This is a genomic window from Anaerocolumna aminovalerica (assembly GCF_900115365.1).
Taxonomy (GTDB): Bacteria; Bacillota; Clostridia; order Lachnospirales; family Lachnospiraceae; genus Anaerocolumna; species Anaerocolumna aminovalerica.
Genome location: NZ_FOWD01000012.1, coordinates 38,946 through 56,403 on the forward strand (window position 1 = coordinate 38,946; position 17,458 = coordinate 56,403).

13 protein-coding genes and 2 pseudogenes are annotated in these 17,458 nt (G+C 34.6%); 12 read left to right on the forward strand and 3 right to left on the reverse strand.

Annotated elements, in window-relative coordinates:
* Window positions 1–268: 268 nt before the first annotated feature.
* The 3 genes from BM183_RS08525 to BM183_RS08535 all read left to right on the forward strand — a co-directional run bounded on the left by BM183_RS08525 (window position 269) and on the right by BM183_RS08535 (window position 3,658).
* Entirely contained in the window at window positions 269–1,777 is a 1,509-nt protein-coding gene (locus BM183_RS08525; RefSeq protein WP_091686111.1) for a sugar ABC transporter ATP-binding protein, read from the forward strand.
* Between the two features lie 47 nt (window positions 1,778–1,824).
* A complete protein-coding gene (locus tag BM183_RS08530; RefSeq protein ID WP_091686113.1) occupies window positions 1,825–2,835 on the forward strand; it encodes an ABC transporter permease in 1,011 nt (336 codons plus the stop codon).
* 430 nt (window positions 2,836–3,265) lie between these two features.
* On the forward strand, window positions 3,266–3,658 hold the full coding sequence (locus tag BM183_RS08535; protein WP_091686114.1) for a hypothetical protein: 393 nt from the start codon (window positions 3,266–3,268) through the stop codon (window positions 3,656–3,658).
* A gap of 78 nt (window positions 3,659–3,736) precedes the next feature.
* Here the strand turns inward: BM183_RS08535 and BM183_RS08540 are convergent, their stop codons facing one another.
* Entirely contained in the window at window positions 3,737–4,552 is an 816-nt protein-coding gene (locus tag BM183_RS08540) for a DUF2238 domain-containing protein (protein ID WP_170847936.1), read from the reverse strand.
* Between the two features lie 495 nt (window positions 4,553–5,047).
* On the opposite strand from BM183_RS08540, the gene BM183_RS08545 reads away from it, so the two are divergent.
* The 7 genes and pseudogenes from BM183_RS08545 (at window position 5,048) to xdh (ending at window position 12,505) form a co-directional block, all read left to right on the forward strand.
* A complete protein-coding gene (locus BM183_RS08545; RefSeq protein WP_091686117.1) occupies window positions 5,048–5,731 on the forward strand; it encodes an adaptor protein MecA in 684 nt (227 codons plus the stop codon).
* A 32-nt stretch (window positions 5,732–5,763) separates the two neighbouring features.
* A complete protein-coding gene (dtd, locus tag BM183_RS08550; protein WP_091686119.1) occupies window positions 5,764–6,198 on the forward strand; it encodes a D-aminoacyl-tRNA deacylase in 435 nt (144 codons plus the stop codon).
* 178 nt (window positions 6,199–6,376) lie between these two features.
* Window positions 6,377–7,066: pseudogene (locus BM183_RS21645) on the forward strand (SanA/YdcF family protein); the annotation flags it as partial.
* Between the two features lie 165 nt (window positions 7,067–7,231).
* Window positions 7,232–7,954: pseudogene (locus BM183_RS21650) on the forward strand (DUF4846 domain-containing protein); the annotation flags it as partial.
* Window positions 7,955–7,993: 39 nt separating this feature from the next.
* Entirely contained in the window at window positions 7,994–8,449 is a 456-nt protein-coding gene (locus tag BM183_RS08560) for a 2-thiouracil desulfurase family protein (RefSeq protein ID WP_091686120.1), read from the forward strand.
* A 161-nt stretch (window positions 8,450–8,610) separates the two neighbouring features.
* The gene (locus BM183_RS08565; RefSeq protein ID WP_091686122.1) at window positions 8,611–9,375 is read left to right on the forward strand and encodes an NADPH-dependent oxidoreductase; all 765 of its coding nucleotides are present in this window, start codon (window positions 8,611–8,613) and stop codon (window positions 9,373–9,375) included.
* A gap of 511 nt (window positions 9,376–9,886) precedes the next feature.
* Window positions 9,887–12,505, forward strand: coding sequence for a selenium-dependent xanthine dehydrogenase (gene xdh, locus BM183_RS08570; protein ID WP_091686123.1), 2,619 nt, complete (start codon window positions 9,887–9,889; stop codon window positions 12,503–12,505).
* Between the two features lie 86 nt (window positions 12,506–12,591).
* On the opposite strand, the gene BM183_RS08575 is transcribed toward xdh, so the two are convergent.
* Together BM183_RS08575 and BM183_RS08580 are read right to left on the reverse strand one after the other, a co-directional pair.
* A complete protein-coding gene (locus BM183_RS08575) occupies window positions 12,592–13,053 on the reverse strand; it encodes a hypothetical protein (protein ID WP_091686125.1) in 462 nt (153 codons plus the stop codon).
* Between the two features lie 576 nt (window positions 13,054–13,629).
* Window positions 13,630–15,276 carry a methyl-accepting chemotaxis protein gene (locus BM183_RS08580; RefSeq protein WP_091686127.1) on the reverse strand — a complete coding sequence of 549 codons (1,647 nt, stop codon included), beginning with the start codon at window positions 15,274–15,276 and terminating at the stop codon, window positions 13,630–13,632.
* 268 nt (window positions 15,277–15,544) lie between these two features.
* Here BM183_RS08580 and BM183_RS08585 point away from each other — a divergent pair, with 268 nt between their 5' ends.
* Together BM183_RS08585 and BM183_RS08590 are read left to right on the forward strand one after the other, a co-directional pair.
* Entirely contained in the window at window positions 15,545–16,522 is a 978-nt protein-coding gene (locus BM183_RS08585; protein ID WP_091686129.1) for a Gfo/Idh/MocA family protein, read from the forward strand.
* 239 nt (window positions 16,523–16,761) lie between these two features.
* Window positions 16,762–17,457, forward strand: a complete 696-nt coding sequence (locus BM183_RS08590; RefSeq protein ID WP_091686130.1) for a LytR/AlgR family response regulator transcription factor — start codon at window positions 16,762–16,764, stop codon at window positions 17,455–17,457.
* Window position 17,458 lies beyond the last annotated feature (1 nt).

Sequence of the window (17,458 nt, forward strand, 5' to 3'; positions counted from 1 at the left end):
TAGGCACAATGCACAAAAAAATATAAAATATTTCACTATAATGCTCATTGACACACTAGTATACAAGTGATAAACTTAGTGCTGTAGTTTTCAGTGGAATTTTGCACAAACATATCAATGAATTAAGCTTATGAATTTGAGCTGCATAATGAAGTTGGTTTTGATGTTATGCTGATAGGGATTTGATTGTCTCTGGCAAACAGTTCATATGCCACATATATTATGACTTATCTGAAAGTATTTTTATTCTAAAGAAAGAGGTGAAATTATGTCAGAGGAACTATTCCGAATGGAAGGAATTTGCAAAACTTTCCCCGGTGTAAAAGCGTTGGACAATGTTTCATTTTCAGTTGACAAAGGAGAGGTACACGGCCTTGTCGGAGAAAATGGCGCTGGAAAATCAACATTAATGAAGATTATGTCCGGAGTATATCATGCAGATGCAGGTAGAATCTTCATAGAGGGAAAAGAAGTAAATATCAACTCTGTCAGCAAAGCCCAGGAATTGGGCGTCAGTATCATATTTCAGGAGTTAAACCTTTGTCCTCATTTATCAGTGGCTGATAACATATATATTGGCCGTCCGCCTAAAAAAGGTTTACTGATCAGTGATAAAGAAATGCACAAAAATGCACAGAAGGTGTTAGATGATTTAGGTATCAAAATTGACTCCCACGCAGTTGTACGAGATTTGAGCGTAGCACAGCAGCAAATGGTCGAAATTGCAAAGGCGATTTCTCGTAATGCGCGTATCTTAGTACTGGATGAACCTACAGCAGCTCTTACTGATAAGGAAATAGCTCAATTATTTGAAATTATCCGTAACCTTCAGAAAAAACAAGTTGGTATGGTTTATATTTCCCACCGTATGGAAGAATTGGAACAAATCTGTAAAAGGGTGTCCATATTACGTGACGGTCAATATATTGGTACACGTAATTATGCAGATATTACAGTAGATGAACTTGTTAATATGATCGTTGGACGAACTTTAGAAGACAAGTATCCGAAATATGATAGAAAAATCGGTGACGTACTTTTCGAAGCCAGAAATATTCGTCGTGGTGATGTTGTAAACGTTGATAAAATACAGGTTCGTAAAGGAGAAATTCTGGGAATTGCGGGCTTAATGGGAGCAGGACGTACTGAAATTGCCCGTTGTATTTTTGGTGCTGACGCAGCAGACTCTATGGAATTATATATGAATGGTAAGCCAATTAAGGTTAAGAATGTTGGACAAGCAATTGCAAATGGAATTGGTTATGCAACAGAAGACCGTAAGTTTGATGGCCTTGCACTTAATTTGGATGTTCAATACAACACAAACATGGCTCATTTAAAACAATTATCACGCTTTGGTATTATAGACGATAAAGAAGGAAAGAGAAATGCGAAACATTATAAAGATCTTCTTCGCACAAAAACTCCAAGTTTACGTCAAAGAGTTGGTAATTTAAGTGGTGGTAATCAGCAAAAAATCGTTTTATCAAAATGGTTATGTAATGATGTTAAGTTATTAATCGTAGATGAACCTACAAGGGGTATAGACGTAGGTGCAAAATATGAGGTATATGAATTATTCAATCGACTAAGTGATCAAGGCGTTGCTATTATTATGATATCATCTGACTTACCAGAAGTTCTTGGTATGAGTGACCGTGTGTTAGTCGTTCATGAAGGAACAATTAATGGTGAATTAGAAACGAAAAAGACAACACAAGAGGAAATCTTATATTTGGCAGCAGGTTACAACAAGTTAGAAAAGAAAGCAAAGTAATCCTGCATACAATTTATTCTTTATAATATATATTTTAGGAGGTCATTATGAAACAATCTGCTCAAACAGTGGAATCAAAAGAGTCTTTCATATATAAATTTTCACCGGCAACAAGAAAGGCTATGTTCTCAGGAATTATCCTTATTTTAATGTTTTTAGCATTTGCTATATTAAAACCAAGTTTATTTCTTTCTTCCGGTAACTTAATAAATATTGCACAACAAGTTGTTACTTATTCCATCATTGGTTATGGTTTAACTTTCTGTTTAGTATGCGGTGGTACTGATTTAAGTGCTGGTGCATCTATGGCATTGTCCGGTATCATTGTAACAACCTTACTTATTCATGGTGTACCACTTACATTAAGTATTCTTATTGCGTTAGTATTCGGTATTGGAATGGGTATTTTAAATGGTTTCTCTATCGAAGTACTTGGAGTTGTTCCTTTTATCGCAACACTTGGTACACAATGGGTATTCCGTGGACTTGCTAACGTTTTAGTAGATGGTAAACCAATCTATACCAATACAATTCCAAGTCAGGATGTACAACAAGCTTTCTATATCCTTGGTGGTGGACGTATGCCAGGTGGATTACCTTACAGTGTTTTAATTGCAGCAGGATATGGTATTATTTTATACTTCGTTCTTTCAAAAACACGTATTGGTCGCCAGATTTATGCATGCGGTAGTAACCTTGAAGCAGCTAAACTTTCCGGTATTAATGCAGTTGGTACTCGTATGTTTGTTTACTGTGTCAGTGGTTTCTCAGCAGCTATTTGTGGTATTTTAGTTACTTCCCGTATATCTTCCGCACAACCTATGGCTGGACAAGGATACGAGTTGGAAGCAATCGCAGCTGCCGTTCTTGGTGGTGTTAACAACAATGGTGGTGAAGGTACTATCATCAACACAATCATTGGTGCCCTTATGATGGGTGTGTTAAGAAATGGTTTAAACTTAATGGGTGTAAGCTCTTTCTGGCAGCAAATCGTTATCGGTATCATTCTTGTAGCTGCTTGTGCTATGGATGTTCGCCGTCAAAAGAAAAATAAATAATAGGTGATATTTCTTAGTAAGTTATATTATAAATAATGAAATGGAGCAAATGCAAAGACTAATTTAGTTGACGCAATGCTCCTTTTCTTTATTCTTAGTTGTTCCATTAATAGAAATGTATTATAATATCTGTAGATGTGTATGATATAATACAAACGGAATGAGGTATTTGCAAGCTTGCTTGCAAAAACCGATTGGAGTGCCAAGATCATGAACTGCTTTATGTTCATGATATAATACAAAACGGAATGAAGTATTTGCAAGCTTGCTTGCAAAAACCGATTGGAGTGCCAAGATCATTAACAGCTTTATGTTCATGATATAATACAAACGGAATGATGATAGTGCGAGATACTTCACTCGCACAGCAAGCTCTAAAATATAGAAGGTACAGGAATCCTTAAGATAAAAATTACATGGAGGTGATAGTATGGCGGGTATATTCGGTAAAATGTTTGATATGCGCAGTAAAGATGAAAAACAACGGGACTTTGAGGCTTATTCAAAGAGAATTTTTCCTTATGGAGATTCACATAAAGAAAAAGTTTCAGAGATTCTTACAGCACTTTATCCTAAAACAAACATAAAATATCTAAGAATGTATTATATTTTATTAAAGGATGAAATGACCGGTGAAGATGCTGTTGATTTTGAAGCTGCCGCAAAAAAATTAATAAAGAAAAGTATGATTAAAGTTACTCCGGAACTTAATGCGGATCTACATGCTTTATTGCTGGCTGATTTTGAAATAGATGAGAATCTGAACTTTCCATCCATAGAAGAAATACACGAAATGTCAAAGAACTTAGTAAATAAGGAATAGATAATTGCTTATGGGTTATGCTCTTTTTGTGTCAGCTGGTTTGATGATAAAATTGGCTGACACAAAAAGAGCATTCATTTATTCATTATGATTTCTTTTTAATTTCTTTACAATAAAATGCTGTGCCACGGCACCCTTGCCGCGTCTCTTAATGTAGAAGTATCCTATAATGGAGAATACGGATGCACCAATGAAATTAACGAATAGATCTTTCATAGTATCAATCAGTCCAATATCCAGATAACCTCCAAGGCCCAATTCCTCTCCGTTAATGACTACGCTATAAATGTCTTTGATTATTACAGGGTTGTTACCGCCTGTGGGATCTAATTTAACGGTAGAGATGGTATTGATAATGGTATCTTTTTGCATGTCGAATTGAAAGAAGGTATCCATCCCGAATTCAAAGAATTCCCAAATCACCCCTATAGTCATGGAAAAACAAAAGGCTACCATTGCCATGAAGAAGGGAGACAGGTGAAAGGATATTCGTTCTGTCCGGTTTAATATATCCACTAATGAAAATCCAATGGCTGCCGCTAAAAATCCGTTTAATGTATGTAGCATGGTATCCCAAAATGGAAATATAATATAATATTCCTGTATTTCACCTAAAATCTCTGCTGCAAAAATAAACAGCATTATGATAATTTCAAAGGTATTAGGCAGGTCTATTCGGAAATTCATTTCAATAACGCTGGGAATTATTAAAAGAATCAATGTTAAAACACAAAGAAATACATTTTCGTAATTTTTATTAAAGAATTGAGCAACCATAACTAATATAACTAATGCTCTAAGAACCAGATATATATAGAATGTACTTTTTTCTTTCTTTATATGTTCTAAAAAAGCGCGGTGATTATCTCTGATCGGATGCTTTTTCATAGACATTCCTCCTCTTAAGTTGTATTAGACCAAGCTGTTTTTTGGCATATAGAAAACCATAGCATATGAGCCCTTCATTTGTCAACTTACTTGATTAATAATTAAGGCAGAAAACTAGCATGATTGCTTTGAAAATGATATTATAGAATTTACTGAAATACTATGGCATAAAGAAACCTATTCTTGACATAGTGAATACAGGCAAATAAAATCATAGTATAAAACAATTACTATTGTTAAAGGTTATAATGTGCAATATAATATAGGCATACATATAACAGAAAACATGCATATATCATATTACTTTATAGTGAGAACCAATCCCGGACCTGTATTCTTAAGTAAAAGGAGTATAGATATAAATAAGATGAATCATGCATATATAATAAATATTATGAGAATCAGTATAACTTAGTTAAGGAAAGAGAGAAGTGTGAAGACATTTTCACACTTGGAAGAATTTTATTCTTTCAATGACTTTGAAAGGAGTTAATTATATATATGAAATTTAGCAGAATAGATAAAGATACCGTTCGTTGTATTATTACAGAAGAAGATATGAAAGAATATGGGCTTAATTTTGAGGATTTTTTTAATGATAAAGGAAAATCCCGTGAATTTCTTGAAAGCATTGTAGAACAGGCAGAGAAAGAAGTTGGTTACCGGGTACGGAACGGAGTACTGGCTATACAGATTATGCCCTTGCCTCAGAATAGTTTAGCAATTACATTTTCTGAAAATGGCAGTAAAAATTTTATGGATATATTTGAACATATAAAAGATATAGGAGAAATTAGCGGAGAATATAAGAGCATTGATATTAATGAGCCGGTTAAAGCACAAGGTAAATCAAAATCAAAAGGAAAGTCAAAAAATCAGCCTATTCTAAATATATATAAATTTGAAACGCTAAAAGATGTGGAACAATATTGTTGCTCTATTACCCTTGATAAAATGTTTACCAGCAAGCTTTATAAGGATGAAAAAAATAATACCTATTATCTTATTATTAATAAGGGAAGACTGTCAGCAGAGGTCTACGACAACATTTGTGACCTGGCCTTGGAATTTGCTGTATATGTATCTGACAGTTCCATATATCTAGCCTATTGTGAAGAACATTATACATGTCTGATAAAAAAGAAGGCAATTAACGTAATGAGAAATATCGGATTGGGTCAATGATAAAAGAACCTGTTTAAAATATGGAGGTACACATGAAATTTGTAATTCAAAGAGTCACTCAGGCATCTGTGACCGTTGATGATAAAATAGTAGGAAAGATTAATAAGGGCTTTCTGGTTTTAATCGGAGTAGGTCAGGAGGATACGAAGGAAGAAGCGGATAAGTTAATTAAGAAAATGATTCAACTTCGTATATTCGAGGATGAGAAGGGTAAAACCAATTTGTCCTTAAAAGACGTAAATGGCGGGCTTCTTTTGGTTTCCCAGTTTACTTTATACGCTGACTGCAAAAAAGGTAATCGTCCTTCTTTTATTAATGCTGCAAAGCCGGAGTTGGCAGAAGAATTATATGAATATATTATTGAAGAATGTAAAAAGCTAATACCCGTTGTTGAAAAAGGAATATTTGGAGCTAATATGAACGTAGAATTATCCAATGATGGACCATTTACTATTATATTAGAATAAGATGTAATAAGAAAATGTATGATATTAATATATAGGGTTACCAGACCTTTCGGAGTATGAATAACAACTCATATCCTATAAGGTCTTTTTTGTTCATTGTGGTGGACAGTGAATTCAATACAGAGTATAATAATGGGAAATACTAGTGATTAAGAAAATCAGCATATTAGAGGTGGCTATGAATAGAATTAAAACATCAAAAGATAAAAGAAAAATGAAACGAATCCTGCTGTCTATCCTGGCTTTAGGTGCAGTAGGTGCTTTGACTGTTCTATTTATTAATATATACATGATGGGAAAATACAAGGAAAAAATCTTAAGTCAGAAAGATATGGCTGGCAAAAAGTTTGACTGTATTCTGGTTCTTGGTGCAAAGGTGTGGGATGATGGCCGGCCAAGCTATATGCTGGAAGATAGATTAAATCAAGCTATAGAATTGTATAATGCAGGATATTCCGACCGCATATTAATGAGCGGAGATCATGGAAGAAAAGAATATGATGAAGTCAATGCTATGAAGCAGTATGCCATGGATAAAGGGGTTAAAGGAGAACATATATTTATGGATCATGCCGGATTCTCTACTTATGAATCCATGTATAGAGCCAGAGATGTTTTTCAAGTGGAAAGTGCTATTATTGTTACGCAAAGATACCACTTATACCGTGGATTGTATATTGCCAATGAATTAGGATTGGATGCTTACGGTGTCCCTTCGGATTCAAGGCAATATGCAGGACAGACTATGCGTGATATTCGAGAGGCGGCAGCAAGAGTAAAGGATTTCTTTGGAGTAATATTCCGGGTTAAGCCAACTTATCTTGGAGAGGCTATACCCATTACAGGCAGCGGAAACCTGACCGATGATATAATTAATGATGAGGCTGTTGAATCAGTTGAAGCCCATAATCAGCAAGGGAATAGGAAAGAAGAGACAGCAGGAGAAAACTTACAGGGAAACAATATTTCCGGTAATGAGAACAATGAGAGTTATGAATATATAAATCCCCAAGGAAATACTTTAGAATCAAGGATTCTGCCCCCGGAAGGCTATGTTCGGGCAGAAGCAAAGGAAGACAGCTTTGTTACATTTTTAAGAAAACAGGAATTAAAGCCACATGGAAGTCCTGTGCTTTTATATAACGGAAGGGAAAAAGGGAACCAGACTGCACAAGCGGCAGTATTTGCTATGGATGTTGGGAACTCAGATTTACAGCAATGTGCTGACAGTATTATCCGTGTATATGGTGAGTATTACTGGTCAATTGGAGCATATGATAAGATTGGATTTCATTTGACTAATGGCTTTTATATGGATTATCTAAAATGGAGAAATGGCAGCAGAATTCATGTAGAGGGTAATCAGGTAAGTTGGGTTAAGTCAAAAAGCTATGATGATTCCTATGAAAGTTTTCGTCAATACCTGAAGAATGTTATGGTTTACGCTGGAACTTTATCCTTGGAAGGAGAAAGTACCGGTATTGAAGTTAAGGAGTTACAAGTTGGGGATATGCTGATAAGGGGCGGATCTCCGGGACATTGTGTTCTGGTTGTAGATATTGCAGAAAATGAAACCGGTGAAAGATGCTATCTGTTAGCACAAGGGTATATGCCTGCACAGGAATTTCATATATTGAATAATCCTTCTTCAGAGGATAATCCATGGTATTATGGGGAAGATTTCAAAGAAACCATTCGTACACCGGAGTATACTTTTTATGAGGAAAATATAAAACGTTGGGGAGAAGGATTTTAATAAGCCTTCTTCTACATAGCATAGGAGGACAAGTATAGAATGAATATAATAGTCAGTGGCTGTTTGTTGGGAATATGCTGCCGTTACAACGGTACAGGGAAACTTTCAGAAGAATTGGCAGAACGAATGAAAGAGTATCATTTTATCCCGGTATGTCCCGAACAGCTTGGGGGATTAACCACACCAAGGCTGCCAGCAGAAAAAATCGGAGACAAAGTAATACTTAAGGATGGCAGGGATGTAACAGAAGAATTTATACAAGGGGCGAAAGAAACTTTAAAATTGGCTCAAATGTATGATTGTAAATTGGCTATATTAAAGGAAAGAAGTCCTTCTTGCGGTTACGGAAAGATATACGATGGTTCCTTTACGGGACAGATTATAGACGGTAATGGTGTAACTGCAGAAATTCTTTCAGAAAATGGGATAATGGTAATTGGAGAATCTAAGATTAATAAGTTAGAAGATATTGTAAATAATATGAACAATCATTAATATACCAATAAATAATCATTGATACAACAAGTGAAATTGTTAATATACCAATAAATAATCACTGATACAACAAGTGAAATTATTAATATAACATATAAAATAATTATTAATATAACAAGAGAACGTATTAATATAACATATAATCAAAGGAGACTTCCATTATGAATCTGCAAAATGAACTTATCAAAAAACAACTGGAGCACAGAACTATACGTGAATTTAAGGAGCAAAGCATTCCTTCAGATATTTTTGAACAGTTAATGGAGGTAGGAAGAAGAACTGCTACTTCAAACGGAATGCAGGGATGTTCGGTTATCCGTGTTACTGATGGGGTACTTCGAAAAGAAATTGCTGAAATCTGCAAACAGGAGTATGTTGCCAGAGCACCTGAACTTCTGATATTTGTGGTTGACCAGAATAGAAACTGGCAAATTGCAAAAGAAAAGAACTGCCTGGAAGAAAGTGCAAAAGACATGGATCGATTCTTTCAAGGATTTACCGATGCTTGCATAACTGCACAAAATATAGTAAATGCTGCGGAAGCTCTGGATTTGGGAACGGTTTATTTGGGAAGTATCCTAAATGATTCCGAAAAGATTTGTGAACTGCTGAAATTACCCAAACTGACTTTCCCGGTGGTAGGATTGGGAATAGGTTATCCAAATCAAAACCCTCAATTAAAGCCAAGAATGGATATGAAACTGCGGGTGTTTGAAAACAGTTATAAAATTTTTGATAATTACTTGGAAGAAATAAAAGATTATGATGAGGAAATGCAGACTTATTATGATCTTAGAGATGCCAATAAACGAGTGGATTGTTTTAGCGATCAGGTAGTAACCAGATTAAAGAATACAGTGCCAAAGAGGCAGGAGCTGCTGCAAGTAATTCGTGACCAGGGGTTTGACCTGAAATTAAAGTATTAGTTATAAATCAGGTGAAGATATAAAACAATTAAAAGAAATTCAAATTAGAATCTCTTCATACTTATAACCAATAGGATATATGTGAATAAAATATACCTTTATAAGGATACTAATAATTGCTAAAACTGAAAGAAGGAGCATATAAACCAGCTCCTTCTTTTATTAGAATAATATGCTAAATTTTTTTGTATAAAGCTAAAAAAAATTAATAATATCTTATAATATTAATTGTTTTTGTGGATTTTATATGTTAAAATATATATGAAACGAGGATTATCCATAGGATTTTTTTATATTATTAGGGGAATAAAAAATCTATGTTATAGTATCAGATGTCTTTAGGGAGCCTTTAAACAAATTCACGATAGAGCCTTTTAATAAAGAGTTACAAAGGTACAATGTTTTATGGCTGACATATGATATTTTATAAGTACTTTAAGTTATATAAGTAATAGGAGGAATTACATCAAAATTAATATTTAATAAGCTATAAGGAGAGAGAGGTATTTATATGTTTATAGTGAATGTTAATGGTAAGGATTATCAATCCGAAACAGATATGACATTAATGGATTTTCTTCGAGACAAGCTAAGAATTACTTCCGTTAAAAATGGGTGTAAAGAAGGTGCCTGTGGAACCTGTACTGTAATTGTTGACGGTAAAACAGTTCGTGCTTGTGTACAAAGATTATCAAAACTGGAAGGTAAAAAGATACAAACAATAGAAGGATTTACAGAAAGAGAAAAAGAAGTCTTCGCTTATGCATTTGCAGCAGCAGGAGCAGTACAATGTGGTTTCTGTATCCCTGGTATGGTTATCTGCGGTAAATGTCTGATTGATCAAAACCCGGATCCAACAAAAGATGATGTAAAGCAGGCAATTCGTACTAACATTTGCCGTTGTACAGGCTATGATAAAATTGAGGAAGGTATCCTTTTGGCTGCTAAAATGCTAAGAGAAAACCTAGTAGTACCTGAAATAGAACCAACTGCTAATATTGGAGAAAGAACCTGCCGTGTTGACGCGGTTCCTAAAACCCTTGGTACAGCAATGTATGCAGACGATTATTATTTTGAAGGAATGCTTTATGGGAAGAACGTATTTAGTAAATACGCTCATGCAAAAGTGCTTTCTATTAATATAGATAATGCTCTCAAGATGCCAGGAGTTGTTGCAGTATATACTGCAAAAGACATTCCAGGCAATAGATATATTGGACATCTTGCAAAAGACTGGCCGGGAATGATTGCAATAGGAGAAGAAACCAAATGTATTGGAGACACTCTTGCAATGGTAGTTGCCGAAACGAAAGAACAAGCAGAGGCAGCTGTAAAAGCGGTGGAAGTAGAATATGAAGTATTAGAGCCCATTCGTAATCCCAAGGAAGCAGCAGCTCCCGGAGCTCATGCAATTCATGGTGAAGGTTTTATGCAATTTGGAAAATTTAGAATTCCAGAGAACAATCTCTTTGACCATGAAGAAGTAAAGAGAGGAGATGCAGAAGCTGCATTGGCTGGCTCAAAATATGTTGCTGAAGGAACTTTTACAGTACCACCGACAGAACACGCATTTATGGAGCCGGAAACTGCAATTGGTGTTCCTGATGAGGATGGAATTAAAGTTATTACCGGTGGACAAGGTATCTATGATGAATATCATGAAATCAGTGAATACCTGGGACTTCCACTTGAAAAAGTAAGAATTCAAAGTGCTGTTGTAGGCGGCGGATTCGGCGGTAAAGAAGATATGAGTGTTCAGCATCAGGCTGCATTGTGTGCATATCTTACTAAGAGACCGGTAAAGGTATCTTTTAGCCGTCAGGAAAGTATTAATTATCATCCTAAGCGTCATGCTATGGAATTATATTTTAAAATTGGTTGTGATGAAAATGGTATATTGCAAGGTATGAAAGCGCGAATTACCTCAGATACCGGTGCCTATGCATCATTAGGTGGACCTGTTCTTCAAAGGGCCTGTACTCATGCAGGGGGACCTTACAACTATCAAAATGTGGATATAGAAGGTAATGCTTATTATACAAACAATCCTCCTGCTGGAGCATTCCGCGGTTTCGGTGTTACCCAGTCCTGTGCAGCTGTGGAATGTCTTATTAATGAACTTGCTGAAAAAACAGGTCTGTCCGGATGGGAAATTCGTTATCGTAATGCCATCAGACCGGGACAATCTTTACCTAATGGACAGATTGCCGATGAAGGAACCGGTATGGCAGAAACCTTAGAGGCAGTGAAAGAAGATTTTGAAAAATATGAAGCAGATCCAAATTACTATGTTGGTATCGCCTCCGCAATGAAGAATGCCGGATTAGGTGTAGGCGTACCTGATACGGGACGTTGTAATTTAAAGATTAAAGATGGAAAAGTTTATGTAAGATCATCTGCCGGAGCAATTGGACAGGGAATTCAGACCGTTTTATTCCAAATGGTTTGTGGAACTACCGGATTAAATCAGAATTTAGTTATAGTAGAGCACCCGGATACAAAATATACTCCGGATTCCGGTACTACAACAGCTTCCCGTCAAACGGTATTTGCAGGTGAAGCAGCCCGTCTGTCTTCCTTACAATTAAAGGCTGATCTTGACAAAGGGCTTACTTTGGCAGATTTAGAAGGTAAGGAGTATGTGGGAGAATTCGATTTCAAATCAGATCCCATCGGTTCAACAAAGCCAAATCCGGTCAGCCACATTGCTTATGGCTATGCCACACAACTTTATATACTTGATAAAGAAGGAAAAGTTGTTAAGATCGTTGCTGCTCATGATGTTGGCAGACTTATCAACCCACTTTCCGCAATCGGGCAGGTAGAAGGCGGAGCAGCTATGGCTCTTGGATATGGATTAACAGAAGACTTTCCGCTGAAAGACGGTGTACCACAGGTTAAATTAGGTACATTAGGATTATTTAAATCCACTCAGATGCCACCTGTTGAAGCTCATTTTATTGAGAAAAATCCATCTGAAGTAGCTTATGGTGCTAAAGGACTTGGTGAAATCGTTTGTGTTATGGGCGCTCCTGCTCTACAAAACGCTTATTATAAAAAAGATGGTGAATTCAGATACAAGTTTCCTTTAGAAAACACCTATTATCGTAAACCAAAGGCTGTAAAATAGCTGACAAAGCATTTTAAAACTCATATATATTTAAAATTAAAAGGACTAAGTAATCCCTTATACAGGGATTACTTAGTCCTTTCTACTTAACTTTCATACCAAAATAACTTTGCTTCTTTTTTTGAAATTTCTTTCTCATGGCTAAAATAATCAAAGATGACCTTTTTCAAATCTTCCTGAATGTTAGTATCTAAGAAGTAATTTCTTGTTACCGGATCGAAATAATAAATCTCAAAATTTGTAATGTATACTGTGGGATAAGCAATATTCATAGGGATTTCTATAATCACACCCCGATTATAAAAACCTTCATTTATTTCAGCAGTATTATCATTTAAAAATTCATAAGCTTTATTATAATCATCAAAATAAGCAGATTCATTACAAGAAAAATAGTAGTAATCACTTATTTTGTAGTTTAATTTTTTCCACATATCTATGGTAAAGTCGGTATCATATTTTATTGAAAGAATTTTACATTCTTTATTAATATCATTGAGGCTTTTTGGTATTAAATTAAAAACGGTTACAACATATAGTTTTTTCAAATGAAAACCTCCCTTTAAATATTAATAATGATAATCATTATCTTATAATAATCATAAAACAATTATAGTAGTAACGTCAAGCAAAATAATTTTTTATTTTTGTCTTAAAGTTAGAATATAAATAAGTATCCATTAAATGTTTGGGTAAAGGTAGTATGCTTGCTTATTTGGCATAATAAATTTATTACAATAATGGCTGGTAATAGGTATAGTGGAATGATTTGGATATTTAAAAAGTTGCTAGGGTTTAGATAAAAAGGAGGAATATATTAGTATAATAAGAAGGGGTTCGAAGTGTGTAGGGGAGGGTTTATATGAATACATTTTACTCTAAAAAAAAGGAATTTACTGCCATTGCTAAAAAGAGGTCACTGTATAGGTGGAACAGATGCGGACAAGGGGATGTTAGATAGATTGAACAGCAAATATAATAATACTGAAGCCATAAGGGCTGTAAAAGAATAACTGTAACTCTCACCTAAATCCAGTTAAGCTGAATTTAGGTGAGAATGACAGGATTGCAATACTTCCATTGAGAACATTCTTATGTTAGTTTATATACAAGTAATTTGTGAATTATGCTAATTTATAATCTAAGCCTTTAAAATGAATCATTTGAGCAGCATTCAGACCGCACTGTACAATTCCTTTTTTATCAGTCATGGATACTCCGGTATATTTGAATAAAGTGGAATCTTCATCACGAAATGCTGCTTCCTGGTTTACTTTTATTGAAGGGTCATTTAATATCCGAATAAAATCATATGTCTGAGTACCTTTTTGACTACTGAATTTATAACCGATATTCTTGTAGCTGCTGCTTTTAATTACAACACCATTTTCATCGATTATATGGATTTCAGTTAATCCGGTTTCTTTGGTCAGTTGAATCAAATCTTCATTAGAAAGGTTTTTCTTCTCCAACAACCTGGCAATTTGCATATTTACCTCAAGCATTTGTTCTCCGATGGCGGTATCAAATTTCTTCATAATGTCTTTTAGATTATGAGCTACTTCCAATAATTTTTCTGTTCTTTCCGTGTTCAGAACATTATTTTTTAACTGCACATCCATAATTTCTGCCATTTCTTCTGCAGATTCTTTACCGGATATACTTTTTTGTGCTACATCATCGGCACTTTGTGAGATAAGATCTGTACCCTGAGTATGGTTGGCTACATCCTTAGATATATCTTCAATCAGAAGAACAGCACCTTGAACTGTATTCATAATATCCTCTAAATTCTTTTTCGCTTTTTCTGTTACATTGACTCCATTATTTACGTCATCTATGACCTGTTTCATGGAATCCACTGCACGAACAACTTCAGATTGCACATTACATATTAAAATATTAATTTTTTCTGCTGCATCCCGGGTTTCTTCAGATAATTTTCTGACTTCATCTGCTACAACGGAAAAGCCCTTTCCATGTTCACCGGCTCTGGCAGACTCTATAGCTGCATTTAGCGCTAACATATTGGTTTGTTCTGATATAGTTTTGATAGTAGCTGTAATAGTTCCAATCTCGGAAGAGGATTGCTCTAAATTTTCGATAATATTATAGGTAGACATAATATTATTCTTTACTTCTGTCATAGTTTCAGATACCTCTGAGATTGCAGTTCCACCAAGGGAGGCAGTGTCATTGGCATATTGTACACGTGTAACGGCGGACTCACTATTTCCTGCTATACTTTTTTCGTTTACAACTAATTGAGTAGTGGATGAGGCTACTTCCATAATCATATTTGTTGTTTCTTCAAATAACTGATTAATATAAATTAATTGTTTGTTTAAGTCGGTCATTCCATCTGTGGTCTTATCCGTTGTGTCTTTAATTCTATCTGCGGAAATCTCAATAGAGACAGCAGAGTGTAAAAGCTCATAGATCCAATTGTTAATAATAATTCGCAGATTCTCAAACTGTTCAATAATCTCCCTTAAATCCCGTTGTTTGGAACGAAACTTAATTTGGGAGTTAAAATTACCTTCATTAAATTGATTTAAATTTCGTTTGATTTCATTTAATAAAAGGTATACTTCTCTGTTGCAAATAGTTACGATGAAGCTGGTAATTAATAATGATATACATAAAAACAAGAAAACAGTCACTAAAAAACTTAGTCCCTTTTTTTCAGCGACTGCGGCTACTGCTGCATAGATGATTGTATTTAATGCAGTCAGTAACATAATGTGCTTTAAATTCAATTTCGTCTTCAAGTATCTACCTCCATCATTTGTAAATAACTATGATATTGTAATAAGTGATCTTATTTACAATGGCACCGTGGTACAGTCATGGTGAAAATTACTAAATAATATGACGTGTATTATGTTAATTTTATCACAAATGTTGTATAAAGACTAGTATACAATTTAAATTTTTATAGGTAATAGTGCTTATATATTAATTTCAATTTGACAAACCACTCATAAAGTGGTAGATTGAATCTGTTTTAAGTATCATCTAAGGAGGACACGAACGAAAATGAAATGGGGAATTATTTCAACCGGTACAATTGCTCATAATTTTGCTAAAACCGTCGGGGCAATGGGAGGAGAAACAGAAGTTTATGCTGTTGCTTCACGTAGCCAGGAAAGTGCCCAGGCTTTTGCAGACCAGTATGGGATTAAAAAAGCATATGCCACTTATAAAGAGTTGGTTGAGGATGATAACGTAGATATAATTTATGTTGCCACACCTCATAATTTACATTATGAAAACATGATGTTGTGTTTGGAACATGGTAAGAATATACTTTGTGAGAAATCATTTACGGTTACTGCTGAGCAGGCACAAAAGATATATGATTTAGCAAAAGAAAAAAATCTGTTTGTTATGGAAGGTTTTTGGACAAAATATCTGCCTATATACCGGGAAGTTGAAAAATTAATAGAAGAAGGTGTAATAGGAGATATTCATATGGTTACGGCACAGTATGGATACTGTACCGCAGGAGCCCGTACCCTTCGCAAATTTGATCCGGCATTAGCAGGAGGAACACTTTTAGATATCGGTGTTTATGCCATAGGTTTTGCTGCCATGATGTTAGGATATCAGCCAAAGTCTATTCAGTCCCTGGTAAAATTAAATGATGTGGGCACAGATGAATTTAGTACCATTGTTATGCAATATGAAAATGGGGCAATCGCACAGCTTACCACTGCAATTCAGACAACAATTCCTGTTTTGGGCTGTGTATATGGTTCGAAGGGATATATTAATATTCCGGAATTTAAAAATCCTGATAAAATTCAGGTAGTATTAAATGATGGAACCGGTTATACGATTGAAAAAGAAGTAGAGATAAACGGATATGAGTATGAAATCAGAGAAGCAGAACAATGCTTATCAGAGAAACGCCAATATAGTGAGATTTTAACTCCTGATCAATCTATAGCTGTTATGAGTATGATGGATGAGGTAAGAAGTATTTGGAACATGAAGTTTCCTTTTGAAAAATAAACACATTTAATAAATGAGCCAAAAATAAAGAACCGGATATTCACAGGTTTATGTAAATATAGGACTAATTCAAAATCTCTATTAAGGGAATTTGAGTTAGTCCTGTTTTTGTATGAATAATTGGCGAAAAATGTAGATGTAAATTTCTTGCAATATTATTTTCGATGTGATAACGTAAAATTATAAACATATCGTAGAAATATATAAATTACTGTCATATTAATAGAGGGGGATTAATTATGATAACAGCAATATGTGACGATGAAGGAATCTACCGTACCCATGTAAAAAGGCTCTGCCAGGACTATTTTATTGAAAGAAATATTTCAAGTGAAATTATTGAGTTTTCTTCAGGTGAAGAATTTCTATCATCTGTGGAGGAAATTAATATTGTATTATTGGATATTGAAATGAACGGAATAAATGGAATTACTGTAAAAGAGCAGCTCGAAAAGTTAAATAGAGATATTAGGATAGTTTATATAACAAGTCATATTCAATTTATGGAGAATGCTTTTGGAAAGAATGTTTATAGTTTTCTAACCAAACCTGTTATGAAAGACAAATTTAATAAAGTAATGGATTTAATTATGAGAGATATGGAAGAAGATTTTATCGTAAAAATAGATAACAAAGATAATCCATATATTAATTGCAAAACAATTATATACATAAAGGCCCAAGACAAATATACCACGGTAAAAACACGAGAAGGAGAATATCTGGTTCGTCGCAGCATGAACGACTGGGAAAACATACTGGCAAACAGATTCTTTTATCGTATTCATAAATCTTACATTATAAATCTGGCTTATGTAAAGAGAATAGATAGCTTGGTTCTGATGGATAATGGCGAAAAGGTAACTATAAGTAAGAAATATATACATTCTTTTAAAGAAAGTTATTACAATTACATAAAGAGAAAGGTAAGATGAT